General features: G+C 60.8%; 18 protein-coding genes and 1 tRNA gene. 14 read left to right on the top strand and 5 right to left on the bottom strand.

The window, feature by feature from the left end; all coding sequences use genetic code 11:
- The first annotated feature begins 77 nt into the window (after positions 1 to 77).
- The 4 genes from dnaG to WBR57_RS30585 all read left to right on the top strand — a co-directional run bounded on the left by dnaG (position 78) and on the right by WBR57_RS30585 (position 7,923).
- Positions 78 to 2,048, top strand: a complete 1,971-nt coding sequence (dnaG, locus tag WBR57_RS30600; protein ID WP_424089393.1) for a DNA primase — start codon at positions 78 to 80, stop codon at positions 2,046 to 2,048.
- A 67-nt stretch (positions 2,049 to 2,115) separates the two neighbouring features.
- Positions 2,116 to 3,966 (top strand): RNA polymerase sigma factor RpoD, encoded by a 1,851-nt coding sequence (rpoD, locus tag WBR57_RS30595; protein WP_424089391.1) that lies wholly within the window; start codon positions 2,116 to 2,118, stop codon positions 3,964 to 3,966.
- Positions 3,967 to 4,087: 121 nt separating this feature from the next.
- Entirely contained in the window at positions 4,088 to 7,831 is a 3,744-nt protein-coding gene (locus tag WBR57_RS30590) for an EAL domain-containing protein (RefSeq protein WP_424089388.1), read from the top strand.
- A 15-nt stretch (positions 7,832 to 7,846) separates the two neighbouring features.
- Positions 7,847 to 7,923 (top strand) — tRNA-Ile (locus tag WBR57_RS30585).
- Between the two features lie 76 nt (positions 7,924 to 7,999).
- On the opposite strand, the gene WBR57_RS30580 is transcribed toward WBR57_RS30585, so the two are convergent.
- Entirely contained in the window at positions 8,000 to 8,686 is a 687-nt protein-coding gene (locus WBR57_RS30580; RefSeq protein ID WP_424089386.1) for a hypothetical protein, read from the bottom strand.
- 170 nt (positions 8,687 to 8,856) lie between these two features.
- Between WBR57_RS30580 and WBR57_RS30575 the strand changes: the two genes are divergently transcribed.
- The 9 genes from WBR57_RS30575 to pqqE all read left to right on the top strand — a co-directional run bounded on the left by WBR57_RS30575 (position 8,857) and on the right by pqqE (position 17,763).
- The gene (locus WBR57_RS30575; RefSeq protein ID WP_032883895.1) at positions 8,857 to 9,303 is read left to right on the top strand and encodes an Lrp/AsnC family transcriptional regulator; all 447 of its coding nucleotides are present in this window, start codon (positions 8,857 to 8,859) and stop codon (positions 9,301 to 9,303) included.
- A 168-nt stretch (positions 9,304 to 9,471) separates the two neighbouring features.
- On the top strand, positions 9,472 to 11,154 hold the full coding sequence (locus WBR57_RS30570) for an NAD(P)/FAD-dependent oxidoreductase (protein ID WP_122542405.1): 1,683 nt from the start codon (positions 9,472 to 9,474) through the stop codon (positions 11,152 to 11,154).
- A gap of 10 nt (positions 11,155 to 11,164) precedes the next feature.
- On the top strand, positions 11,165 to 11,959 hold the full coding sequence (locus WBR57_RS30565; RefSeq protein ID WP_424089384.1) for a carbon-nitrogen hydrolase family protein: 795 nt from the start codon (positions 11,165 to 11,167) through the stop codon (positions 11,957 to 11,959).
- 49 nt (positions 11,960 to 12,008) lie between these two features.
- Positions 12,009 to 14,387, top strand: a complete 2,379-nt coding sequence (pqqF, locus tag WBR57_RS30560; RefSeq protein ID WP_424089437.1) for a pyrroloquinoline quinone biosynthesis protein PqqF — start codon at positions 12,009 to 12,011, stop codon at positions 14,385 to 14,387.
- 159 nt (positions 14,388 to 14,546) lie between these two features.
- Entirely contained in the window at positions 14,547 to 14,621 is a 75-nt protein-coding gene (gene pqqA, locus WBR57_RS30555; protein WP_003194766.1) for a pyrroloquinoline quinone precursor peptide PqqA, read from the top strand.
- 71 nt (positions 14,622 to 14,692) lie between these two features.
- A complete protein-coding gene (gene pqqB, locus WBR57_RS30550; protein ID WP_122309721.1) occupies positions 14,693 to 15,604 on the top strand; it encodes a pyrroloquinoline quinone biosynthesis protein PqqB in 912 nt (303 codons plus the stop codon).
- A gap of 11 nt (positions 15,605 to 15,615) precedes the next feature.
- Positions 15,616 to 16,368 (top strand): pyrroloquinoline-quinone synthase PqqC, encoded by a 753-nt coding sequence (gene pqqC, locus WBR57_RS30545; protein WP_424089381.1) that lies wholly within the window; start codon positions 15,616 to 15,618, stop codon positions 16,366 to 16,368.
- Complete coding sequence (gene pqqD / locus WBR57_RS30540) at positions 16,365 to 16,640, top strand: pyrroloquinoline quinone biosynthesis peptide chaperone PqqD (protein WP_025857022.1); 276 nt, start codon at positions 16,365 to 16,367, stop codon at positions 16,638 to 16,640. The genes pqqC and pqqD overlap by 4 nt, the downstream gene beginning before the upstream one ends.
- The gene (gene pqqE / locus WBR57_RS30535) at positions 16,582 to 17,763 is read left to right on the top strand and encodes a pyrroloquinoline quinone biosynthesis protein PqqE (protein WP_424089379.1); all 1,182 of its coding nucleotides are present in this window, start codon (positions 16,582 to 16,584) and stop codon (positions 17,761 to 17,763) included. Before pqqD ends, pqqE begins: the two co-directional genes overlap by 59 nt.
- Before the next feature lie 5 nt (positions 17,764 to 17,768).
- Here pqqE and WBR57_RS30530 read toward each other — a convergent pair whose 3' ends face one another.
- Both WBR57_RS30530 and WBR57_RS30525 read right to left on the bottom strand, forming a co-directional pair.
- Positions 17,769 to 17,927: a YqaE/Pmp3 family membrane protein gene (locus tag WBR57_RS30530; RefSeq protein ID WP_003194776.1), complete on the bottom strand. Its 159-nt coding sequence runs from the start codon at positions 17,925 to 17,927 to the stop codon at positions 17,769 to 17,771.
- A 182-nt stretch (positions 17,928 to 18,109) separates the two neighbouring features.
- A complete protein-coding gene (locus WBR57_RS30525; RefSeq protein WP_424089376.1) occupies positions 18,110 to 19,372 on the bottom strand; it encodes an aspartate aminotransferase family protein in 1,263 nt (420 codons plus the stop codon).
- Between the two features lie 209 nt (positions 19,373 to 19,581).
- Between WBR57_RS30525 and WBR57_RS30520 the strand changes: the two genes are divergently transcribed.
- Positions 19,582 to 20,481, top strand: a complete 900-nt coding sequence (locus WBR57_RS30520; protein WP_424089374.1) for a LysR family transcriptional regulator — start codon at positions 19,582 to 19,584, stop codon at positions 20,479 to 20,481.
- 226 nt (positions 20,482 to 20,707) lie between these two features.
- On the opposite strand, the gene WBR57_RS30515 is transcribed toward WBR57_RS30520, so the two are convergent.
- Positions 20,708 to 22,486 (bottom strand): acyl-CoA dehydrogenase C-terminal domain-containing protein, encoded by a 1,779-nt coding sequence (locus WBR57_RS30515; protein ID WP_424089373.1) that lies wholly within the window; start codon positions 22,484 to 22,486, stop codon positions 20,708 to 20,710.
- Positions 22,487 to 22,605: 119 nt separating this feature from the next.
- Entirely contained in the window at positions 22,606 to 24,378 is a 1,773-nt protein-coding gene (locus WBR57_RS30510; RefSeq protein ID WP_424089371.1) for an acyl-CoA dehydrogenase C-terminal domain-containing protein, read from the bottom strand.
- Positions 24,379 to 24,409: the final 31 nt, after the last annotated feature.

Raw genomic sequence — 24,409 nt, 5'->3', positions numbered from 1 at the left:
CAGATGCTCAAGCACTCGATACGCGCGCTTGAACATGTCACGGGCCCTCATTTACACGCAGTGATGACGAGAACGCCATGGCCGGGCTAATTCCCCAGAGCTTTATTGACGACCTTCTGAACCGCACCGACATCGTCGATGTTGTCAGCTCGCGCGTGCAATTGAAAAAAGCCGGCAAGAACTACACCGCCTGCTGCCCGTTCCACAAAGAGAAAACCCCGTCATTCAGCGTCAGCCCCGACAAGCAGTTCTATTACTGCTTCGGCTGCGGCGCGGGCGGCAATGCCCTCGGTTTTCTCATGGACCACGACAACCTGGACTTCCCCCAGGCGATCGAGGACCTGGCCAAAGCCGCCGGCATGGAAGTGCCCCGCGAAGAAAGTGGCCGCCCGCACAAACCGCGGCAACCCACCGACTCGCCGCTGTACCCGCTGCTGACGGCCGCCGCCGAATTCTATCGTCAGGCACTTAAAAGCCATCCGCAGCGCAAAGCCGCTGTCGAGTACCTCAAGGGGCGCGGCCTCACCGGTGAAATCGCTCGCGACTTCGGCCTCGGCTTCGCGCCGCCCGGCTGGGATAATCTCTACAAGCACTTGAGCAGCGACACCCTGCAGCAGAAAGCCATGATCGATGCCGGCCTGTTGGTGGAAAACGCCGAAACCGGCAAACGCTATGACCGCTTCCGCGACCGCGTGATGTTCCCGATCCGCGACAGCCGTGGCCGCATCATCGCCTTTGGTGGTCGCGTGCTGGGGGACGACAAGCCCAAGTACCTGAACTCCCCGGAAACCCCAGTGTTTCATAAGGGCCAAGAGCTGTACGGGCTGTTCGAGGCGCGCAAGAACAATCGCAACCTTGATGAAATCATCGTGGTTGAAGGCTATATGGACGTGATCGCCCTGGCTCAGCAAGGCCTGCGCAATGCCGTGGCCACCCTGGGCACCGCGACCAGCGAGGAACACCTGAAGCGCCTGTTCCGCGTGGTGCCCAGCGTACTGTTCTGTTTCGACGGCGACCAGGCCGGGCGTAACGCCGCCTGGCGCGCCCTCGAAGCGACGCTGTCGAGCCTGCAGGACGGACGCCGCGCGCGCTTCCTGTTCCTGCCCGAGGGCGAAGACCCGGACACCTTGGTGCGCTCCGAAGGCACCGACGCATTCCGTGCACGAATCAACCAACATGCGCAGCCGCTGGCGGATTATTTCTTCCAGCAACTGACCGAAGAAGCCGACCCGCGCTCGCTCGAAGGCAAGGCCCACATGGCCACCCTCGCCGCGCCGCTGATCGACAAGGTGCCTGGCGCCAACCTGCGCACCCTGATGCGCCAGCGCCTGCAGCAAATCACCGGCTTGAGTGGCGAGGCCGTCAGCCAACTGGTGCACAGCGCACCGCAGGACGCACCGCCCGCCTACGACCCGGGCATGGATTACGACGCCATGCCGGACTATGCCGATTTCCACCAATCGCAGGAGGCCTACACGCCCCAGCAGGAGTGGACGCCGAAGAAGCCCGGTGCCGGCGGCAAGAAATGGGATAAAAAACCGTGGAGCAAGAACGGCAAGCGCGCGGATCGCGATGAGGCCTATGCCCCGCGCACGCCGGTTGCCGTAGAGGCCCCGACGCTGATTGCCTTGCGCACGCTCATCCATCACCCGCAATTGGCGGGCAAGGTTGAAAGTGCCGATCACTTTGCCAACGAGAGCAACACCTACGCCCAGGTGCTGATTGCCCTGATCGAGGCCATGCAGAAAAATCCTAAGCTAAACTCTATTCAGCTGATGGCTCGCTGGCACGGCACCGAACAAGGTCGTTTATTGAAAGCGCTCGCGGAAAAGGAGTGGCTAATTGACGGCGATAACCTTGAACAACAGTTTTTAGACACCATTACTAGGTTATCCGCGGGTCAGCACACGCAGACCCTCGATGAACTCATCAAGAGAGCAAGGCAGCCAGGATTGTCGGCTGAAGAGCAAATTCAGATAGCAAAACAGATGCGCGACCTCTTAAAACAGAATGTTTCCGCATCAAACCCGACCTCAGCTGGCGTGTGAGGTCATAGCTCGGGTATAATCCTCGGCTTGTTTTTTGCCCGCCAAGACCTTCAGTGGATAGGGTGTTATGTCCGGAAAAGCGCAACAGCAGTCTCGTATCAAAGAGTTGATCACCCTTGGTCGTGAGCAGAAGTATCTGACTTACGCAGAGGTCAACGATCACCTGCCTGAGGATATTTCAGATCCTGAGCAGGTGGAAGACATCATCCGCATGATTAATGACATGGGGATCCCCGTACACGAGAGTGCTCCGGATGCGGACGCCCTTATGTTGGCCGACGCCGATACCGACGAGGCAGCCGCTGAAGAAGCCGCTGCCGCGTTGGCCGCGGTGGAGACCGACATCGGTCGCACGACTGACCCTGTGCGCATGTATATGCGTGAAATGGGTACCGTCGAGTTGCTGACACGCGAAGGCGAAATCGAAATCGCCAAGCGTATTGAAGAGGGTATCCGTGAAGTGATGGGCGCCATTGCGCACTTCCCTGGCACGGTTGACCACATTCTCTCCGAGTACACTCGCGTCACCACCGAAGGTGGTCGCCTGTCCGACGTCCTGAGCGGTTACATCGACCCGGACGACGGCATTGCGCCGCCTGCCGCCGAAGTACCGCCGCCTGTCGATCCGAAAGCGGTCAAAGCCGACGACGACACCGAAGACGACGATGCTGAAGCCAGCAGTGATGACGAAGACGAAGTCGAAAGCGGTCCAGATCCGATCATCGCTGCCCAGCGTTTCGGTGCGGTTTCCGATCAAATGGAAATCACCCGCAAGGCCCTGAAAAAGCACGGTCGCTCCAACAAGCAGGCAATTGCCGAGCTGTTGGCGCTGGCAGAGCTGTTCATGCCGATCAAGCTGGTACCGAAGCAATTCGAAGGCCTTGTTGAGCGTGTTCGCAGTGCCCTTGAGCGTCTGCGTGCACAAGAGCGTGCGATCATGCAGCTGTGTGTGCGTGATGCGCGCATGCCGCGTGCCGACTTCCTGCGCCAGTTCCCGGGCAACGAAGTCGACGAAAGCTGGACCGACGCACTGGCCAAGGGCAAGGCGAAATACGCCGAAGCCATTGGTCGCCTGCAGCCCGACATCATCCGTTGCCAGCAGAAGCTGACCGCGCTTGAGACCGAAACCGGTCTGACGATTGCCGAGATCAAGGACATCAACCGTCGCATGTCGATCGGTGAGGCCAAGGCCCGCCGCGCGAAGAAAGAGATGGTTGAAGCGAACTTGCGTCTGGTGATCTCCATCGCTAAGAAGTACACCAACCGTGGCCTGCAATTCCTCGATCTGATCCAGGAAGGCAACATCGGCTTGATGAAGGCTGTGGACAAGTTCGAATACCGTCGCGGCTACAAGTTCTCGACTTATGCCACCTGGTGGATCCGTCAGGCGATCACTCGCTCGATCGCCGACCAGGCCCGCACCATCCGTATTCCGGTGCACATGATCGAGACGATCAACAAGCTCAACCGTATTTCCCGGCAGATGTTGCAGGAAATGGGTCGCGAACCGACCCCGGAAGAGCTGGGCGAACGCATGGAAATGCCTGAGGATAAAATCCGCAAGGTATTGAAGATCGCTAAAGAGCCGATCTCCATGGAAACCCCGATCGGTGATGACGAAGACTCCCATCTGGGTGACTTCATCGAAGACTCGACCATGCAGTCGCCAATCGATGTCGCCACCGTTGAGAGCCTTAAGGAAGCGACTCGCGACGTACTGTCCGGCCTCACTGCTCGTGAAGCCAAGGTACTGCGCATGCGTTTCGGCATCGACATGAATACCGACCACACCCTTGAGGAAGTCGGTAAACAGTTTGACGTGACCCGTGAGCGGATCCGTCAAATCGAGGCCAAGGCGCTGCGCAAGTTGCGCCACCCGACGCGAAGCGAGCATCTGCGCTCCTTCCTCGACGAGTGATACCAAAACCCCCGGCTTAGGCCGGGGGTTTTGTTTTGTATCGATAAAACCCTCAGCAACACCCCTCCCCCGCAATGCCCGTCTACACTCGAAACATTCCCCGTGCCATAACGAGACCGTTATGCCCAGATTGCCGACTGTGTTGCTGCTGTCGCTGATGACCTGGACCGCAACGGCTGGCGCGTTGACTCTTACTGATGATGAGCGTGGCTGGCTGGCGGACCATCAAGAGCTGAGCTTGGGGGTGGACGCGTCATGGCCACCTTTTGAATACCGTGATGCGGATGGCCGCTACCAAGGCCTGGCAGCGGACTACGTGCGCCTGATCCAGGACCGTCTCGGCGTCAGGATCAAGCTGATCGAGCCGCCGAGCTGGGGCGCGGTGCTTGAGCTTGCGCGAAACAATCAGTTGAATCTGATCCCCAGCATCATGTCCACGCCGGAGCGTCAGGACTACCTGGCGTTCACCCGGCCTTACATTGACTTTCCGATGGTCATCCTGGCCCATGAAGGTGGGCCCCGGCCGCGTAACCTCAAGGATCTCTACGGGCTGAAAATCGCCGTGGTGGAAAACTACGCTCCCCACGAACTGTTGCGCACGCACCACCCAGACCTCAACCTGGTCGCCATGCCCAACGTCAGCTCCACGTTGCAAGCCCTGGCGACCGGTGAAGTAGACGCCGTGGTCAGCGACCTGGCGTCCAGTGTGTGGAGCTTGCGCGAACTCAAACTCGACGGCCTGTACGTCAGTGGCGAAACGCCTTACCGCTATCAATTGGCGATGGGCGTGCCGCGCGAGGACAAGATGCTGGTGGGCATACTCGACAAAGTGCTTGCCGATCTCAGCCCGGAAGAAACCAGTACGATTCAGCAACACTGGGTAGGCAAATTCACCGATAACCGGACATTCTGGACCGACCTGCTGCTATACGGCCTGCCCGCCGTGCTGTTGCTGGTCACCGTGTTGGCCATCGTGATTCGGATCAATCGCCGACTCAGCTCGGAAATTGCCCGCCGGGTGGCGCTCGAACAGGAACTGCGCAGCAGTGAATACCACTATCGCGGCCTGGTGGAGAGCCTGTCCGCCATCGCCTGGGAAGCCAGCATCACCGACTTCACCTACAGCTACGTATCACCGCATGCCGAGGACCTGCTCGGCTACCCGCGGGCGCATTGGCTGATTCCAGGTTTCTGGCGCAACATCATTCACCCGGCCGACCTGACGCGCACCGAAGCCTATTGCTACCGCGAAACCCGCGCCAACCGCGATCACAGTGTCGATTACCGGGTGATCACCGCCGACGGCCGCTGCCTGTGGGTACGCGACATTGTCAGCCTGATCGAACACGGCCATGAACCGGTGCTGCGCGGGCTGATGATCGACATCAGCGAAGCCAAACGTACCGAAGAAGCGCTGCAACTTTCCGAGCAGAAGTTTGCTTCGGTGTTCCAACAGTGCCCGGACATTCTGGTCATCGCGCGGCTGTCGGATGGTTGCCTGCTGGAGGTCAACAAGGCGTTCGAGGATCAAGTCGGCCTGAGTGCCGAAGAGGTGCTCGGCAAAACCGCCACCACCCTGAATATCTGGGGTATCCCAGGCATCGGGCCGGACCTGCTGAAACAGGTGCAGACCACCAGCATTCGCAACCTGGAGATGCCCTTCCTGCGCAGCAACGGCCAGTCATTCACCGGGCTGATTTCAGCCGAGCCTTTCCAGCTCGACACCACCGAGGCCCTGGTGGTAGTGGTGCGCGATATCACCCAGCTCAAGGAAACCCAGCAACAGCTGCAAACCTCCGAAGAGAAATTCGCCAAGGCTTTCCATGCCTCTCCCGACGGATTGCTGCTGAGCCGACAGCGGGACGGCCTGCTGATTGAAGTGAACGATGGTTTCAGCCGTATAACCGGTTTCAACAGCGCGGCATCCCTCGATCAATCAACCCTGGAACTGGGCATTTGGGTCGATCTCAACGAACGCAAGCACATGCTGGAACTGATGCAGCGCGATGGTTTCGTGCGTGACTTCATCTGCCATATACGTCGCAGCGACGGACAGATTCGGCTCTGCGAAGTCTCAAGCCGCCCGCTGCCGATTGCCGGGGAAGACTGCATGCTGACCATTGCCCGCGATATCACCGAACGCCAACTGATGCAGGAAAAACTGCAACAGGCGGCGACCGTGTTCGAGAGCACCGCCGAAGGCGTATTGATCACCGACACCCAGCAGAACATCAGTGCCGTCAACCGCGCCTTCAGCGAAATTACCGGTTACAGCGAAGCCGAAGCCCTCGGCAATACGCCGCGCCTGCTCGCCTCCGGCCTGCATGACAGCGCGTTCTACGCCGCGATGTGGCACCAGCTGACCGCCCAAGGCCACTGGCAGGGCGAGATTTCCAACCGTCGCAAGAACGGCGAGCTGTACCCCAGCTGGCTGACCATCAGCGCCGTACGCAACCGTGACCAAAAGATCACGCACTTTGTCGCCGTGTTTGCCGACATCTCCAGCCTCAAGCTGGCCCAGGCGCGCCTCGACTATCAGGCACACCACGACCCCCTGACCGGCCTGCCGAACCGCACCCTGTTTGAAAGCCGATTGCAGGCCGCCCTTAACGGCCATCAAGAGACCGGCAAGCAAGGCGCCGTGCTGTTTCTGGACCTGGACCGCTTCAAACACATCAACGACAGCCTGGGCCATCCCATCGGTGACCTGCTGCTTAAAGACATCGCCGTGCGCCTCAAGGAACAACTGCGCGATATCGACACCGTCGCCCGCCTGGGTGGCGATGAGTTCATCATCCTGCTGCCCGGCCTGCAGCAAGCCAGCGACGCCCAGTACTTGGCGAACAAGCTGCTGGCCTGCTTTACCCCGCCGTTTCAGGCTGGCGAACACGAGTTCTTTATCAGTGCGAGTATCGGCACCAGCCTCTACCCACAGGACGGCACCGACGTTGCCACGCTGGTCAAAAATGCCGACGCCGCGATGTACCGCTCCAAGGCCAAGGGGCGTAACCGCGTCGAATGCTACACCCGCGACCTCACCGCCCAGGCCAACGAGCGCGTGGCCCTGGAACACGAACTGCGCCGTGCCATCGAGCGCGACGAACTGACCCTGTATTACCAACCCAAACTGAGCCTGGAGACCCAGGAACTGATCGGCGCCGAAGCCCTGATCCGCTGGCACCACCCCACGTTTGGCGACGTGCCGCCCGAACACTTCATCGCCCTGGCCGAAGAAAACGGCATGATCCTGCAAATTGGCGACTGGGTGCTCGAACAGGCCTGCCGGCAAATGCACGCCTGGCAAACCGGCTTCGAAGATTTCGGCCCGCTCTCGGTCAACCTTGCCGGCGCACAATTGCGCCACCCTGGCTTGCTGGCGCGCGTCGAACAGCTGCTGAGCGACCACCAGCTCGACCCAGGCTGCCTGCAACTGGAGATCACCGAAAACTTCATCATGAGCCAGGCCGAGGAGGCACTGGAGGTCCTGCACCAACTCAAACGCCTGGGCGTACAACTGGCGATCGATGACTTCGGCACCGGTTATTCATCCCTCAGCTACCTCAAGCGCCTGCCGCTGGACTTCCTGAAAATCGACCAATCCTTCGTCCGCGGCCTGCCCGACGACCCCCACGACGCCGCGATCGTGCGCGCCATCATCGCCCTGGGCCACAGCATGCAATTCACCATCATCGCCGAAGGCGTGGAAAATCCGGCGCAGCAAGACTTCCTGGCCGCCGAAGGCTGTGAACAGATGCAGGGCTACATCGTCAGCCTGCCCCTACCGCCGGAGCTTTTTGCGGCCACGTTTTTACACATGAGCGTTTCAGACTTTTCGGATGGCACAGTGGAGAAACCATCGTTATAATCCGCGACCTACTGAGGGCCTATAGCTCAGTTGGTTAGAGCAGGGGACTCATAATCCCTTGGTCGCAGGTTCGAGTCCTGCTGGGCCCACCACACAAAAAAGCCGCGCATTGCGCGGCTTTTTTCGTTTGTACGGCCTGATTTCACAATCTCTTCTTCGATCGATTATTCAAAACTTGAAACGTAGCAGCGTTCTCCAACTATTTTTGAGCGCAGATAACCGGTGCCGGCGCCAGTTCCGCTGCCACCAATCGTCGTCATTCATGGCGCAGGCTTCAATATTGCTGCCCGTCAGTACCGCAGGTTGTTGGCGAAACAGCATCGGGAAAACGCAGTGCTGCTTTATTTTCCGTTTGAACATCACATCGACCGGTAAGCCGTTGTAAGGCGTTTCAGCTAACACCCTGCAACCGTCACGCGAAATGATGTATGCGTGCAGCGCCACCACCCTGCCGCGAGCGATATAGGGAAACCATGTCATCCAAATACGCCCCATGGTGTAGCCCAAGTGAAGCACTTCAAATCGGTCGCGCCGCAGAAACCTGTTAACCCAACCGATTTGCCTGGCGCTAAGTGTGTACGGCTTGGCGTCGTCCTCAAATATCAGCACCCGCTCCCAACCTTGCGCCAAGGCTTTGACCGCGATTGCTTGGTGCGACTCATAGCATCCACGGACAGGATCGGCGCAAGCTTCGACAGTGAAGAACTCAATCGAATTGGAGATGCATGGGGTTACCGTCTGGCTGAACAGTTTTCGCCTGTCGGCGCGCCCGCTCAGTGAAATGCAAAAAGCGCGGTCTATATCGAACGAAATGCCGGAGGACTGGCCGAGCGGCCTACGCCGAGAAAAAACCACAGGAATGTACCGATAGCGCCCTGCGGCACAATGCCCAGGGGGGGCGCCATGATCGGAATGACATAGTGTGTGGGTATGCCAGAAAAGTCCTAAAACTATGGAGGACGACGCTCAAGATACGCAAGGCTGTAAGATGCCAACCCATCGCATTCCGCACTGGAGCCCCACCCTTGCCCGTCCTCGATGAAATCGATCGCCAACTGATCGCCGCCTTGCAGATCAACGCCCGCGAGAGTGTGGCGATGCTCGCCCGGCAGTTGGGCATCGCGCGCACTACGGTGACCTCGCGCCTGGCGCGGCTGGAGAAAACCCAGGTGATCACCGGGTACGGCGTACGCCTCGGCCAGCGCGTGGCGGACGGGGGGTTGCAGGCCTATGTGGGCATTACCGTGCAACCGCGCTCGGGCAAAGAGGTGTTGCGCAGGCTGAGTGCCATGGCCCAGGTGCAGCAGCTATGTGCGGTGAGTGGTGAGTTCGATTATGTGGCGTGGCTGCGCACGGATTCGCCGGAGCAGTTGGACCAATTGCTCGACCAGATTGGCAGCGTCGACGGGGTAGAAAAAACCACCACTTCGATCATCCTCAGTAACAAACTGGATCGCGGACAGCCAATCTGACCACCGACTTCGTCACATTGACCAAAACCAATTCAAACCGACGACACATTGCGTCTTATTAACGAGCGCAACGCTCCCTAAACTGGCTGCCATCTTTTCCTATACTCAGCGGGTCACGCCACGCCGAGTCGTCAGCAAGGGTCAGCCATGAGCATTCCGTCCAGCACCATCAGCAAGACCAATCGCCACCCCGCAGACGGCAAGAAACCCATCACCATTTTCGGCCCGGATTTTCCGTTCGCCTTTGATGACTGGATCGAGCACCCCGCCGGGCTGGGCAGCATCCCCGCGGCCAACCATGGCGCCGAAGTGGCGATCGTGGGTGCCGGGATCGCCGGCCTGGTGGCCGCGTATGAGCTGATGAAGTTGGGTCTCAAGCCAGTGGTGTATGAAGCCTCGAAAATGGGCGGCCGCCTGCGCTCGCAGGCCTTTGAGGGTGCCGAAGGCATCATCGCCGAGCTGGGCGGCATGCGTTTCCCGGTGTCGTCCACCGCGTTCTATCACTACGTAGACAAGCTGGGCCTGGAAACCAAACCCTTCCCCAACCCGCTGACTCCGGCTTCCGGCAGCACGGTGATCGACCTGGAAGGCCAGACCCACTACGCACAGAAACTCTCGGACTTGCCGGTGCTGTTCCAGGAAGTCGCTGACGCCTGGGCCGATGCGCTGGAGGCCGGCTCGCAGTTCGGCGATATTCAGCAAGCCATCCGCGACCGCGACGTACCGCGCCTCAAAGAGCTGTGGAATAAGCTGGTGCCGCTGTGGGACGACCGCACGTTCTATGACTTTGTCGCCACCTCCAAGGCGTTCGCCAAGCTCTCGTTCCTGCACCGCGAAGTGTTTGGCCAGGTCGGTTTCGGCACCGGCGGCTGGGACTCTGACTTCCCCAACTCGATGCTGGAAATCTTCCGCGTGGTGATGACCAACTGCGACGACCACCAACACCTCGTGGTCGGCGGCGTGGCACAGGTGCCTATGGGCATCTGGCGCCACGTCCCAGAGCGTTGCGCCCACTGGCCCGCGGGCACCAGCCTCAGCTCGTTGCACCGCGGCGCACCACGCGCCGGGGTCGCGCGTATCGCCCACGCCGCCGACGGCCGTTTCGCGGTCACCGACAACTATGGCGATACCCGCGAATACGCCGCCGTGTTGACCACCTGCCAGAGCTGGCTGCTGACCACCCAAATCGAATGCGACGAGACCCTGTTCTCGCAAAAAATGTGGATGGCCCTGGACCGCACGCGTTACATGCAGTCGTCGAAAACCTTCGTGATGGTCGACCGCCCGTTCTGGAAAGACAAAGACCCGGAAACCGGCCGTGACCTGATGAGCATGACCCTCACCGATCGCCTGACCCGTGGTACCTACCTGTTCGATAACGGCGACGACAAGCCGGGCGTGATCTGCCTGTCGTACTCGTGGATGAGCGACGCCCTGAAAATGTTGCCGCAGCCCATCGACAAGCGCGTGAAGCTGGCCCTCGACGCACTGAAAAAGATCTACCCGAAAGTCGATATCAAGGCACGCATCATCGGCGACCCGATCACCGTGTCCTGGGAAGCCGATCCGCATTTCCTCGGGGCTTTCAAGGGCGCGCTGCCCGGTCACTATCGCTACAACCAGCGTATGTATGCGCACTTCATGCAGAAGGACATGCCCGCTGAACAACGTGGGATTTTTATCGCCGGCGACGACGTGTCCTGGACCCCCGCCTGGGTGGAAGGCGCAGTACAAACCTCACTGAATGCGGTGTGGGGCATCATGACCCACTTTGGCGGCAGCACTCACCCCGAAAACCCGGGGCCGGGTGACGTGTTCGATGAAATCGGGCCAATCGCCCTGGCAGATTAAGGAGCTGAACATGCGCGTCGCCCTGTACCAATGCCCGCCGCTGCCACTGGACGTGGCCGGCAACCTCAACCGCCTGCACCAACTGGCACACGAGGCGTCCGGCGCCGATCTGCTCGTACTGCCAGAGATGTTCTTGAGCGGCTACAACATCGGCGCCGAGGCGGTTGGCGCCCTGGCCGAAGCGCAGGATGGCGCGTCGGCGCAGGCGATTGCCGAGTTGGCGCAAAGCGCTGGCCTGGCGATTCTGTATGGCTACCCGGAACGCGCCGAAGACGGGCAGATTTACAACGCTGTGCAGTTGATCGACGCCCATGGCCAGCGCCTGTGCAACTACCGCAAGACCCATTTGTTCGGGGATCTGGATCATTCGATGTTCAGCGCCGGCGAGGATGATTTCCCACTGGTGGAATTGAACGGCTGGAAGCTCGGTTTGCTGATCTGCTATGACCTGGAGTTCCCGGAAAACACCCGCCGCCTGGCGCTGGCCGGTGCCGAGCTGATCCTGGTGCCCACCGCCAATATGGTGCCGTTCGACTTTGTCGCCGACGTGACCGTGCGGGCGCGGGCCTTCGAAAACCAGTGCTACGTGGCTTACGCCAATTACTGTGGCCAGGAAGGCGAGATTCAGTATTGCGGGCAAAGCAGCATTGCCGCGCCCAATGGCCAGCGCATCGCCCAGGCTGGGCTGGATGAAGCCTTGATCGTCGGTGAGCTGGATCGCCAGTCGATCATCGACGCCCGCGCCGCCAATCACTACCTGCAAGACCGTCGCCCCGAGTTGTACGGCGCGCTGCACAAGCCCTGACCCCAGCCGGTTTGTTAACATGGCCACCTCCTACGTTTCGGAAGTGCCCATGCCTGCGCCGGCTCACCCTCATCACCTTCACCTGACCCTGGCCAATGGCCTGCGAGTTTCCCTGCGCCATGCGCCGCGCTTGAAGCGTTGCGCTGCAGTTTTACGGGTAGCCGCCGGCAGTCACGATGTACCGTTGGCATGGCCGGGCTTGGCGCACTTTCTTGAGCATTTGTTGTTTCTTGGGACCGAGCGATTTCCGACGGGCGAAGGGTTGATGGCCTACGTGCAGCGTCAGGGTGGGCAAGTCAACGCCAGCACCTGCGAACGCACCACGGACTTCTTCTTTGAACTGCCGGTTTCATCCTTCGCGGGTGGCCTGGAGCGCCTGGCGGACATGCTGGCGCACCCGCGACTGGCGCTGGAGGACCAACTGCGCGAGCGCGAAGTGCTGCACGCCGAGTTTATCGCCTGGTCCCAGGACGCCAAGGCGCAACAGCAAGTGGCGTTGCTGGAAGGCCTGGCGGCTGATCACCCGCTGCGGGGTTTTCATGCGGGTAACCGCGACAGTCTGCCGGTAGAGCGTGAGACCTTTCAGCAAGCGTTGCGGGAATTTCACTCGCGCTTCTATCAGAGTGGGCAGATGACCTTGAGCCTTGTCGGCCCGCAGTCGCTGGAAGCGCTTGACACCCTGGCCCAAGCATTCAGCCAGGCATTGGCCTCGGGGCCGCTGCACCCGCAAGTCGCCGCACCCGCACTGATGCCGGGGCTAGCACGTAGCTATCAACACACGGCGAATAATCACCTGCACCAGGTCATCACCTGTGAAGCGCCCCGCGAAGCCTTGGCTTTTCTCTGTACCTGGCTCAACGCCACAGCGCCCGGTGGACTGCAGGCTGAACTGAAATCGCAGCAACTGGCCACCGCCCTGCACGCGAGTGTGCTTTACCACTTCGACGGGCAAGCCGTGCTGGACATCGACTTTACCCTCGATAGCCGAGGCGCATCGGCGGCTCAGATCGAGGCATTGCTTTACGACTGGCTGAGCTTTTTCGCACACAGCGATTGGACCTCACTGCGCGAAGAGTTCGCCCTGCTGAATGCGCGTCAGCAACACGTGCAAGGCGCCCTGGCCTGGGCTCGCCATGACAGCGAAGCCCTGCAGCCGCAGCTCTCGGAACAAGCCGTCGCAGCCCTCAAGGCCCTGCTTGATGCGCTGCACCTGTCGCCTTCCCGGCACACTTGGCAACTGCCACCGAATAACCCGTTCCTGCACCCGCCCATCAATGAAGAACGCGCAGGCCTGATTCGCGGCCAGACCAGTAAGCACCGTGGCTTGCGCACCTTTGCCCAGGACCGTTCCCGTGGGCGCCGCGAGGTTTCGGCGCTGACCTTCAGCCAGGCGTTGGCGGATGACACCGGTGAAGGCGCGCTATTCCTGCACTGGCGGTTCGATTCAGCCGCACCTGCCGGGCTGGAAAGCCTGTTGCAGCCGTTACGGGAAAATGCCCGTCAGGCGGGCGTTGAAATGTCCTTCGACGCTATCGGCGATGACTGGCAGGTGAAGCTGATCGGGCTGCAGGAGCCTATGCCCGCGGTGCTGGAAGCTTTAGTCAACAGCCTGAGTCAGTCGCCAGAGCTTCCCGACGCCCCGACGCCCGTGATCGCTATCCGCGAACTGCTCAAGGCCTTACCTGCCTGCTGCGCCGGGGCTGTTTGCGATGAAAGCAAAAAGTCGGCGTGGGCCTCTGCACACTGGCAAGGATTTGGGGTGGGCTTCCCGGTCGCGCGTGAGGCGGCGATAAGAGCTGCGGCCGCGCGGTTGCCTGGGCAGCCCGCCAGCCTCGAGCCGCGCCGGCCAAGCCTCAACGGCCAGCGCCTGTGGCACGAGGTGAATACTCACTCCAGGGAACCCGCCGTGCTGCTGTTTTGCCCGACGCCGACTCAGTCCCTGGCGGATGAAGCCGCCTGGCGCCTGCTCGGACATGTATTCCAGGGGCCTTTCTACCAGCGCCTGCGTGTCGAGTTGCAATTGGGCTACGCGGTGTTCAGCGGCGTCCGACAAATCAACGGGCAGACCGGCCTGTTGTTTGGCGTGCAATCGCCGAGCATTGCTGTTGAAGGAATCGTCGACCACCTGCTGGCCTTCCTGAAACAATTGCCGACGCTGATCGACGATTGCCAGGATCTGGGCAACCCGCTCGTTGCAGAGCAATTCTCCACTCAGACGCTACCCGTGTCCCAAGCGGCCGAATTGCTGTGGCAGGCGCAGCTGGCCGGCCACCCGTCGGATTACCTCGCGCAACTGCAGCAAGCGATCCAGGGCTGTACCCGGGCAAGCGTGCACCACGCCGCCCAACAGTTGAACGACGCTACAGGCGGCTGGCGCTGCGTCGCTAATCGCCCGCGCATCAACGATTCCTGGCAAACGGCGGGCTGATCATTGCCGCGCCTGCAAAAAGCTTTTTCCGCCAAGACAGCGCTAACTTGAAAAGAATTGCGTAACATTCCCTAGCACACCTCTGAACATCTGCGACTGGAGGTGGACTATATGTATTGCTTAGTAGTGAACGTCCCATCCCTTCGTAGGAGTATGAACATGACCTGGTCCAAACCTGCTTACACTGATCTGCGCATCGGTTTCGAAGTCACCATGTACTTCGCCAGCCGTTAATCCGCTGGGTAATACAACGCCTCGGTTCGCCCGGGGCGTTTTTGTTTTGAGCTTTGCTTGATGGAGCGGCCATGTTTGTCCAGATTCTAGGTTCCGCCGCCGGCGGGGGTTTCCCGCAGTGGAACTGCAATTGCGTGAACTGCGCGGGTTTTCGTGATGGCAGCCTGCGGGCGCAGGCGCGTACACAGTCATCCATCGCGATCTCCGACGACGGCGTGAATTGGGTGCTGTGCAATGCCTCGCCGGATATTCGCGCGCAACTCCAGGGCTTTGCGCCAATGCAGCCAGGCCGCGCACTGCGTGACACCGGCATCAGCGCGATCATCCTGATGGACAGCCAGATCGACCACACCACCGGCCTGCTGAGCCTGCGCGAAGGCTGCCCGCACCAGGTGTGGTGCACCGACATGGTCCATGAAGACCTGAGCACCGGCTTCCCGCTGTTCACCATGCTCACCCACTGGAACGGCGGCCTGGCCTGGAACCGCATCGAGCTGGACGCCAGCTTCACCATCCCGGCCTGCCCCAACTTGCGTTTCACTCCGTTGCCACTGCGCAGCGCCGCGCCCCCCTACTCGCCGCACCGCTTCGACCCGCACCCAGGCGACAACATCGGCCTGATCGTCGAAGACCTGCGCACCGGTGGCAAACTGTTCTACGCCCCGGGCCTGGGCAAGGTCGATGCGCCGTTGCTGGAGATCATGGCCGGCAGCGACTGCCTGCTGGTGGACGGCACGATGTGGGACGACGATGAAATGCAGCGCCGTGGCGTCGGCACCCGCACCGGCCGCGAGATGGGCCATCTGGCGCAGAACGGCCCCGGCGGCATGCTCGAGGTGCTTGAACAATTGCCTGAGCAGCGCAAGGTGCTTATCCACATCAACAACACCAACCCGATCCTCGATGAAGACTCCCCCGAGCGGGCCGAGTTGGTGCGGCGCAATGTCGAAGTGGCTTACGACGGCATGAGCCTTGAATTGTAGGAGCAACTGAAATGACCGACACACCGCTGACGTCCGCCGAATTTGAACATGCCTTGCGGGCCAAGGGCGCCTTCTACCATATCCATCACCCCTACCATGTGGCGATGTATGAAGGCCGCGCTACCCGCGAGCAGATCCAGGGCTGGGTCGCCAACCGGTTTTACTACCAGGTGAACATCCCGCTGAAAGACGCGGCGATCCTGGCCAACTGCCCGGACCGCGAGATCCGCCGCGAGTGGATCCAGCGCCTGCTCGATCACGATGGCGCACCCGGTGAAGACGGCGGCATTGAAGCCTGGCTGCGCCTGGGCCAGGCAGTCGGCCTCGACCCGGACCAACTGCGTTCCCAGGAACTGGTGTTGCCCGGCGTGCGTTTTGCGGTGGATGCCTACGTCAACTTTGCCCGCCGTGCCAGCTGGCAGGAAGCCGCCAGCAGCTCCCTGACTGAGCTGTTCGCGCCGCAGATCCACCAGTCGCGCCTCGACAGCTGGCCGCAGCATTACCCGTGGATCGACCCAACCGGTTATGAGTATTTCCGCACTCGCCTGGGCCAGGCTCGACGCGACGTGGAACACGGGCTGGCGATCACGCTGCAGCACTACACCACCCGCGCAGGCCAGGAGCGCATGCTGGAAATCCTGCAGTTCAAACTCGACATCCTGTGGAGCATGCTGGATGCCATGAGCATGGCCTATGAACTCAAACGCCCGCCGTATCACAGCGTGACCGAGCAGCGGGTCTGGCATAAAGGGATCACCCTATGAGCTTTGATCGCAGCAGAAAACCAACCTGGCGCCAGGGCTATCGCTACCAGTACGAGCCGGCGCAAAAAGGCCATGTGTTGCTCTACCCCGAAGGCATGATCAAGCTCAATGACAGCGCCGCGTTGATCGGTGGCTTGATCGATGGCGAGCGTGACGTCGCTGCGATCATCGCCGAGCTGGACAAGCAATTTCCCGGCGTGCCGGAGCTGGGCGATGACATCGAGCAATTTATGGAGGTCGCCCGTGCTGAGCACTGGATCACCCTTGCCTGAAAAGCCGCCCATTGGCCTGCCGTTGTGGCTATTGGCCGAGCTGACCTACCGCTGCCCGTTGCAGTGCCCGTACTGCTCCAACCCGCTGGATTTTGCCGAGCAGGGCAAGGAGCTGAGCACCGAGCAGTGGTTCAAGGTGTTTCGTGAAGCCCGCGAGATGGGCGCCGCGCAATTGGGTTTTTCCGGCGGTGAACCGCTGGTGCGCCAGGACCTCGCCGAACTGATCGCCGAGGCGCGCAAGCTGGGCTTCTACACCAACCTGATCACCTCCGGCATCGGCCTGACCGAACAGAAAATCAGCGACTTCAAGAAAGCCGGACTGGACCATATCCAGATCAGCTTCCAGGCCAGCGACGAACAGGTGAACAACCTGCTGGCTGGTTCGAAAAAAGCCTTCGCGCAAAAACTCGAAATGGCCCGCGCGGTCAAAGCGCACGGCTACCCGATGGTGCTGAACTTCGTCACCCATCGGCACAACATCGACAAGATCGACCGCATCATCGAGCTGTGCATTGCGCTGGAGGCGGACTTCGTCGAGCTCGCCACCTGCCAGTTCTACGGCTGGGCGCAACTCAATCGTGTGGGCTTGTTGCCGACCCGCGAGCAACTGGTGCGCGCCGAACGCATCACCAACGAATACCGCGCCAAACTGGAAGCCGAAGGCCACCCGTGCAAGCTGATATTCGTGACGCCGGATTACTACGAGGAACGCCCGAAAGCCTGCATGAACGGCTGGGGCAGCATCTTCCTGACCGTGACACCGGACGGCACTGCCCTGCCCTGTCACGGTGCCCGACAGATGCCGGTGCAATTTCCGAATGTGCGTGACCACAGCATGCAGCACATCTGGTACGACTCGTTCGGTTTCAACCGCTTTCGCGGCTACGACTGGATGCCCGAGCCGTGCCGCTCATGCGACGAAAAAGAGAAGGACTTCGGTGGCTGCCGCTGCCAGGCCTTCATGCTCACGGGGGATGCGAGCAACGCCGACCCGGTGTGCAGCAAGTCCGAGCAGCACGGCATCATCCTGCAAGCGCGGGAAGAAGCCGAACACGCCACTCAGACCATCGAGCAACTGGCCTTTCGCAATGAGCGCAACTCAAGGCTCATCGCAAAAGGCTGACGGCATCAGCGCTTGGCGATGATATACACCGCGTGGATGATGCCAGGGAAGTAACCGCACAGGGTCAGCAGGATATTCAGCCAGAACGCGCCGCCAAAACCTACTTGCAGGAACACACCCAGTGGCGGCAACAGGATGGCGATGATGATACGAATAATGTCCATGGGTCAGCTCCAAAAAATCGGCTCGTGTGAGCCGTGTAGCTAATCGACCTTGGGCGTTCGTGAGGGTTCAGTGAGATCTGGCACTCGGCCATCCTGACATCAACGCACAAAAAAACGCCTCCAGCCAAAAGAATCAGGCTGGAGGCGCCGCGTATGCCGCGAGACGGTTCAGGAATGTGGGGTTAAACCGCGATGCCCTTGCGGCATTGCAGTTGTGCGGTGCGTACACGGGAGAAGGCGCGGGCCAGGCGCAGAAGCATTTCGTCGATGTCGCCTTTGCTGACCGTCAGGGCCGGCGTGAAGCGCAGGCAGTTGGGCTGCGGGGCATTCAGGATAAGGCCTTCGTGCAGCGCAGCTCTTACCACCGCATCCGCAGAATCGTCCGACAAGGTTAGGCCCCACATCAGGCCGTGGCCGCGTAATTGGTCGTGATCGTAACGATAGGCCAGGCGGGCGAGGCCTTCGCCCAGGTAAAGGCCGGAATCACGCACCTGGTCCAGGAAGCCCTGCGCCAGCACCGCATCAAGCACCGCCAGCCCGGCCGACGCCATCAGCGCGTTGCCATGATGGGTGCCTTCCAGGTCGCCCACTTCAAAACAACAGGCTTTGCCACGCGCCAGCAGCGCCGCCAACGGCACGCCGCCGCCCAGGCCTTTACCAAGGGTGATGATGTCGGCGCGTACGCCGTACTGTTGTTCGGCGAGCAAGGTGCCGCTGCGGCCGAGGCCGGTGTGTACCTCGTCGAAAATCAGCAGAATCCCCAGGTCGCGGCACAGCCGCTCGACACCCTTGAGGTAGTGCTCGGTGGCAGGGATCACGCCGGCAGCGCTTTGGATCGGCTCCAGCAGGATCGCGACGGTGTGTGCATCAACGGCAGCATGCAGGGCCGGCAAGTCGTTGAAGGGCACATGACTGAAGCCCGGTAATTGCGGCTCAAAGCGGTTTGCGCGGTCACTTGCCGAGGCCGCCATCGCGGCGAAACTGCGACCATGACAGCCGCTGCTGGCACTGATGATGCGGTAGGCGCCGCCGCGATGCAGCTGGCCCCATTTGCGCGCCAGCTTGATGGCGGCTTCACAGGCTTCCGCGCCGCTGTTGAGCAGGTAGGCCTGGTCGCTGCCGGTGCGGCGGCACAGGCGTTCGACAAGGTTGAGTTGGGCGCGATTGTGCAGGCCCATGCCTGGGTTGATCAGCGTCTGGGTCTGGTCAGCAAGGGCCCGAATCAATACTTGCGGGCTGTGGCCCAGGCTATTGGCGGCGTTGCCCTGGCTGAAGTCCAGGTAGGCGCGGTCATCGCTGTCCCACAGCCAGGAACCCTGACCGCGCACAAATACCTGGGCGGGCCTGGCGATAGTGGGCATCAGGCATTCGCTGGACGGGTCGGCGTGCGGCGCGTCGAGGATCAAATCGTCGAGGCTGGGTGCGGGACGGCGGAACAGGTTCACAACTCACCCCCGTTGGCAACCGGACCTTGGTCGGTAAACCCTGCACCTACGGCCTTGGGATTTTTTGCCCCGCCTATGTAAAAGCCATCAACATAAACGCTATTCATTGCCCGATCCGGCCCTGTAAGCCCTGCGAATAGGCGCTAGACTAGGCGTCTCAGAGGCCCACGGCCATTTCGATTTTCCAGCTTTTTCGATAAGAAAGACTTATGGATTTCAAGCAACTGCGTTATTTCGTCGCGGTGTATGAAGAGGGCCACGTAGGCCGTGCCGCGGAGCGCCTATCGATCTCCCAACCGGCCTTGTCCCAACAGATCCGCCAGCTGGAGCAAAACCTCGACGTCAGCCTGTTCGAACGCAGCAGCAAACGCCTGCTGCCGACGCTCGCCGCCCATACGCTGTACAACCACGCCTTACCGCTGATTGATGGCATGCAGCAGGCCGTCGAAGCCTTGCGTAACTTCAAGGGCCAGGCCATGCGCACCTTGGCCATCGGTGTGCTGCAAACCGTGCATACCAGCCTGGTCCCGCAAATGCTCGAGCGCGTGCGCAAGGCCCAGCCGCATCTTGTTGTGCAGATCTATGAATTGACTGGGATGGAAATTGAACGCCGGCTGCTCAATGGCTCGCTGGACATAGGCATCAGTTACCTGCCGCCACGCCAACCAGGGCTGCACGGCGTGCTGCTGTATGAAGATGAATTGAAAGTGGTCATCCCCGCAGACCATCCCCTGCGCGAATTCAAGAAAGTCTCACTGAAACAGGCGGCTGAGTTGCCGATGTTACTGCTGGGGGAGGAGTTTCAGGTCCGTCAGATCTGGCAGGGCCAGCTCTCCAATCTGGGACGGCGACCCCAGGTGCAGGCTGAGCTGAACACCATGGTGGGGATTCTCGACAGCCTGCCACAGACCCGACTGGCAACTGTGCTGCCTGGGCGCTCCCAGGACGAGCACAACAGCAAAGCGCTGCTGTGGAAACCCTTGAGTGAACCGAGGGTGCCGCTGAAAGTTGGCTTGGTATGCCGCGATGTGCAGCGCCAGCAGGCGACGGTGGCGTTGCTGCGCACGTTGCTGGAAGACGTGATGAATGCCCCGCAGCTGCCCGCCTGACTTTTTCGCGGGCAAAAGAAAACCCCGCCGAAGCGGGGCTTTGCAGACTGTTTCCCTGACATCCATTTCACTCCGCCATCCTGGCAGAATCCTACGTGTCCCTGTTGTTGCTTTGCGCTTCCTGCGCGACGTCCATGTGAAGTAGATTATCCGTGGATCCAATTTGGCGATAGAGGACGAATAGCAGCACGTCATGTAAGAGAATGCTTACACGCCCTCCAAACCCTTAGAACAGTGCTTCATCCAGCAAAAACAATGATTCGCTACCGGCTTTTACCGACGCACTCAACGAATGGATACGTGGCAATAGACGCGCAAAGTAGAAGCGCGCGGTGCCCAGTTTGCTGGCGTAGAAATCCTCTTCAGCCTCCTTGCCCAACGCCGCCTTGGCCATCCGCGCCCACATATAGGCATAGGCCATGTAGCCAAAGGCGTGCAGGTACTCCACCGACGCCGCGCCGATTTCATTCGGGTTGGTCTTGGCGCGATCGAGCACCCAGGCCGTCAATTCGTCGAGGTTATCCACCGCCGCGCTGAGCGGGCGGGTGAACTCGCCCAGTTCGGCGCCCTGTGCGGCGATGAACTGGCGGATCTCGTCGGCAAACAAGGTGTAGAACGCCCCGCCGCTGCCGACAATCTTGCGACCCATCAAGTCCAGGGCCTGAATGCCGTTGGTGCCTTCGTAGATCTGGGTGATGCGCACGTCACGCACCAGTTGCTCCTGGCCCCACTCGCGAATGTAGCCATGGCCGCCAAATACCTGCTGGCCCAGCACAGTGGTTTCCAGGCCCAGGTCGCTGAGGAAGGCCTTGGCCACCGGCGTGAGCAGCGCCACTAGGTTATCGGCACGCTCGCGGGCTGCCGCGTCTTCGCTGAACTTGGCAATATCCAGTTGCGTCGCCACGTAGGTGGAGAACGCGCGGCCGCCTTCGTTCGCGGCTTTCATGGTCAACAACATGCGGCGCACGTCCGGGTGCACGATGATCGGGTCAGCCACTTTGTCCTTGGACTGGGCGCCCAATGGCGAACGGCTTTGCAGGCGATCGCGCGCATATTCAATGGCGTTCTGATAAGAGCGCTCGCCGGATGCCAGGCCCTGAATGCCCACCCCCAGACGCTCATAGTTCATCATGGTGAACATCGCCGCCAGGCCACGGTTGGGCTCGCCCACCAGGTAGCCCACGGCTGCATCGAAGTTCATCACGCACGTGGCGGACGCCTGGATGCCCATCTTGTGCTCGATCGAACCACAGCTCACCAGGTTGCGTGCGCCCAGGCTGCCGTCGGCATTGACCATGAATTTCGGCACCAGGAACAGCGAGATGCCCTTGGGACCGGCGGGCGCGTCCGGCAGCTTCGCCAGCACCAGGTGGATGATGTTTTCGGTGAGGTCGTGCTCGCCGCCGGTGATAAAGATTTTGGTCCCGCTGATTGTGTAAGAACCGTCCGCCTGAGGCTCGGCCTTGGTGCGGATAATGCCCAGGTCGGTGCCGGCGTGCGCTTCGGTCAGGCACATGGAACCGGCCCACTCGCCGGAATACATCTTCGGCAGGTAGGTCGCCTTGAGCGCTTCGCTGGCGTGGGTGTTGATCGACACACAAGCGCCGGAGGTCAGCATCGGGTACAGGCCGAATGCCAGGCTCGACGAGTTGATCATCTCTTCAACCTGGGCCGACACCGCCTTGGGCATGCCCATGCCGCCAAAGGCCGGGTCACCGCCTACACCGACCCAACCGCCCTCGGCATAGGTTTTGTAGGCCTGTGGATAACCGTCCGGCGTGGTAACCACCGTGTCCGCCCAACGGCAACCCTGCTCATCGCCACCGCGGCTGATCGGGGCAATGGATTTGGCGGTGACTTTGCCGGCTTCTTCGAGGATTGCCTCAACGGTTTCGGAGTCGACGGAGTCTGCCAATGCCGGCAATTGGGCCCAAGTGGTGGCGACCTCAAAGACTTCATTGAGGACGAAGCGCATATCACGCAGCGGCGCTTTGTAATCAGCCATGGCAAACCTCGTGAGAACGTGAAAAGTGATTCGGTAGGATCGGTTTTACAGGCTCCGAGTGTACCCGAACAACTTTTCAGACACATAGGGTCCACTTGTGACTGATTGGTATTTTTAAGTCACCCCAGCGCAAATGCCTCCGCAGGCAGACTCATCAGGCATTCGCTGCCCGCCTCCACGGCCGCGCGATGGGTGGCCGTGCGCGGCAATAGACGCTTGAAATAGAAGTCGCAGGTAGCCAGCTTGGCCCTGGCGAACTCGGCGTCGTCGTGAGCTTCAGCCGCGATGGCCATGCGCAGCCATAGGTAAGCGAGGATGACGTAACCGCTGTACATCAGGTAATCCACCGCGGCGGCGCCCACTTCGTCCGGGTTCTTCATGGCGGCCATACCGACCTTGGTGGTCAACTCGCCCCATTCCTGGTTCAGCTGATTGAGCTGCGCCACATTCGCCTTGAGCAGCGGGTGCTCGGCATTCGCGGCACAAAACTTATGCACAATTTTGGTAAACCCGCGCAGCAATTTGCCCTGGCTACCCAGCACTTTGCGCCCCAGCAGGTCGAGGGCCTGGATGCCGTTGGTGCCTTCGTAGATCGGCGCGATCCGCGCATCGCGGGCCAATTGCTCCATACCCCACTCGCGAATGTAGCCGTGCCCGCCGAAGACCTGCATGCCGTGATTGGTCACCTCAAGCCCGGTGTCGGTCATGAAGGCTTTGCAGATTGGGGTGAGGAACGCCAGCAGGTCCTCCGCCTCCTGGCGCTGGCCGGCGTCACTGCTCAGGTGCGCGGTGTCGAGCAATTGCGCGGTGAAGTAGGTCAGCGCGCGGTTGCCTTCGTTGAAGGCTTTCATGGTCAGCAGCATGCGCCGTACGTCGGCGTGCACGATGATCGGGTCGGCGGCTTTCTCCGGGGCCTTGGCGCCGGTCAACGAACGCATCTGAAGGCGGTCGTTGGCGTATTTGATCGCGCCCTGGAAACTCGCTTCGCCGTTGCACAGCCCTTGCATGCCAGTGCCCAGGCGTGCGTGGTTCATCATGGTGAACATGCAATTGAGGCCTTTGTTCGCCTCGCCAATCAAAAAGCCCTTGGCGCCGTCGAAGTTCAGCACGCAGGTGGCCGAGCCCTTGATGCCCATCTTGTGTTCGATGGAACCGCAGTGCACCGCGTTGCGTTCGCCCGAATCGGCATCGAACTTGGGCACGATAAACAACGAGATACCTTTGGTGCCCGCCGGCGCGTCCGGCAGCTTGGCCAGCACCAAGTGGATGATATTGGCGCTCATGTCGTGCTCGCCGGCCGAGATGAAGATCTTGCTGCCGGTGACTGCATAGCTGCCATCCGCCTGGGGCACGGCGCGAGTCTTGATCAGGCCCAGGTCGGTGCCGCAATGGGCTTCGGTCAGGCACATGGTGCCGGTCCATTCGCCCGCGGTGAGTTTGCTGAGGAATGTGGCTTTTTGCTCATCGGTGCCATGGGCGTGGATCGCCGACATCGCGCCGTGGGTGAGGCCCGGGTACATGCCCCAGGAGGTGTTGCTGGAGCCGATCATCTCGCTGAGTACCAGGCCCAGCGATTGCGGCAGGCCCTGGCCACCGTAGGCCGGGTCCGCCGCTACGCCGTGCCAGCCGCCTTCCACGTACTGGGCGAAGGCTTCCTTGAAGCCCTTGGGCGTGGTCACCACGCCATTGTCGAAATGGCAGCCTTCTTCATCGCCGCTGCGGTTGAGTGGCGCGAGCACGTTTTCGCAGAATTTCGCCCCCTCTTCGAGGATGGCACTGACCATATCCGGGCTGGCGTCCGTCGCGCCCAGGGCAGCGTAGTGGCCGTGGAAATCAAATACGTTGTCGATCAGAAAGCGTATGTCGCGCAAGGGGGCTTTGTATTCAGGCATGGCACTGTCTCCGGCAGCAGATAGCTCCAAC

Origin of the sequence: Pseudomonas sp. (assembly GCF_049590575.1) — a bacterium.
Taxonomy (GTDB): Bacteria; Pseudomonadota; Gammaproteobacteria; order Pseudomonadales; family Pseudomonadaceae; genus Aquipseudomonas.
The sequence above is the reverse complement of the archived record's forward strand: the minus strand, read 5'-3'. Positions and strand labels throughout refer to the sequence as shown.

Coding starts and splice junctions, on each gene's coding strand:
- dnaG (WP_424089393.1), top strand. CDS start 78: ATGGCCGGGCTAATTCCCCAGAGCTTTATTGACGACCTTCTGAACCGC.
- rpoD (WP_424089391.1), top strand. CDS start 2,116: ATGTCCGGAAAAGCGCAACAGCAGTCTCGTATCAAAGAGTTGATCACC.
- WBR57_RS30590 (WP_424089388.1), top strand. CDS start 4,088: ATGCCCAGATTGCCGACTGTGTTGCTGCTGTCGCTGATGACCTGGACC.
- WBR57_RS30565 (WP_424089384.1), top strand. CDS start 11,165: ATGCGCGTCGCCCTGTACCAATGCCCGCCGCTGCCACTGGACGTGGCC.
- pqqF (WP_424089437.1), top strand. CDS start 12,009: ATGCCTGCGCCGGCTCACCCTCATCACCTTCACCTGACCCTGGCCAAT.
- pqqB (WP_122309721.1), top strand. CDS start 14,693: ATGTTTGTCCAGATTCTAGGTTCCGCCGCCGGCGGGGGTTTCCCGCAG.
- pqqC (WP_424089381.1), top strand. CDS start 15,616: ATGACCGACACACCGCTGACGTCCGCCGAATTTGAACATGCCTTGCGG.
- pqqD (WP_025857022.1), top strand. CDS start 16,365: ATGAGCTTTGATCGCAGCAGAAAACCAACCTGGCGCCAGGGCTATCGC.
- pqqE (WP_424089379.1), top strand. CDS start 16,582: ATGACATCGAGCAATTTATGGAGGTCGCCCGTGCTGAGCACTGGATCA.
- WBR57_RS30530 (WP_003194776.1), bottom strand. CDS start 17,927: ATGGACATTATTCGTATCATCATCGCCATCCTGTTGCCGCCACTGGGT.
- WBR57_RS30520 (WP_424089374.1), top strand. CDS start 19,582: ATGGATTTCAAGCAACTGCGTTATTTCGTCGCGGTGTATGAAGAGGGC.
- WBR57_RS30515 (WP_424089373.1), bottom strand. CDS start 22,486: ATGGCTGATTACAAAGCGCCGCTGCGTGATATGCGCTTCGTCCTCAAT.
- WBR57_RS30510 (WP_424089371.1), bottom strand. CDS start 24,378: ATGCCTGAATACAAAGCCCCCTTGCGCGACATACGCTTTCTGATCGAC.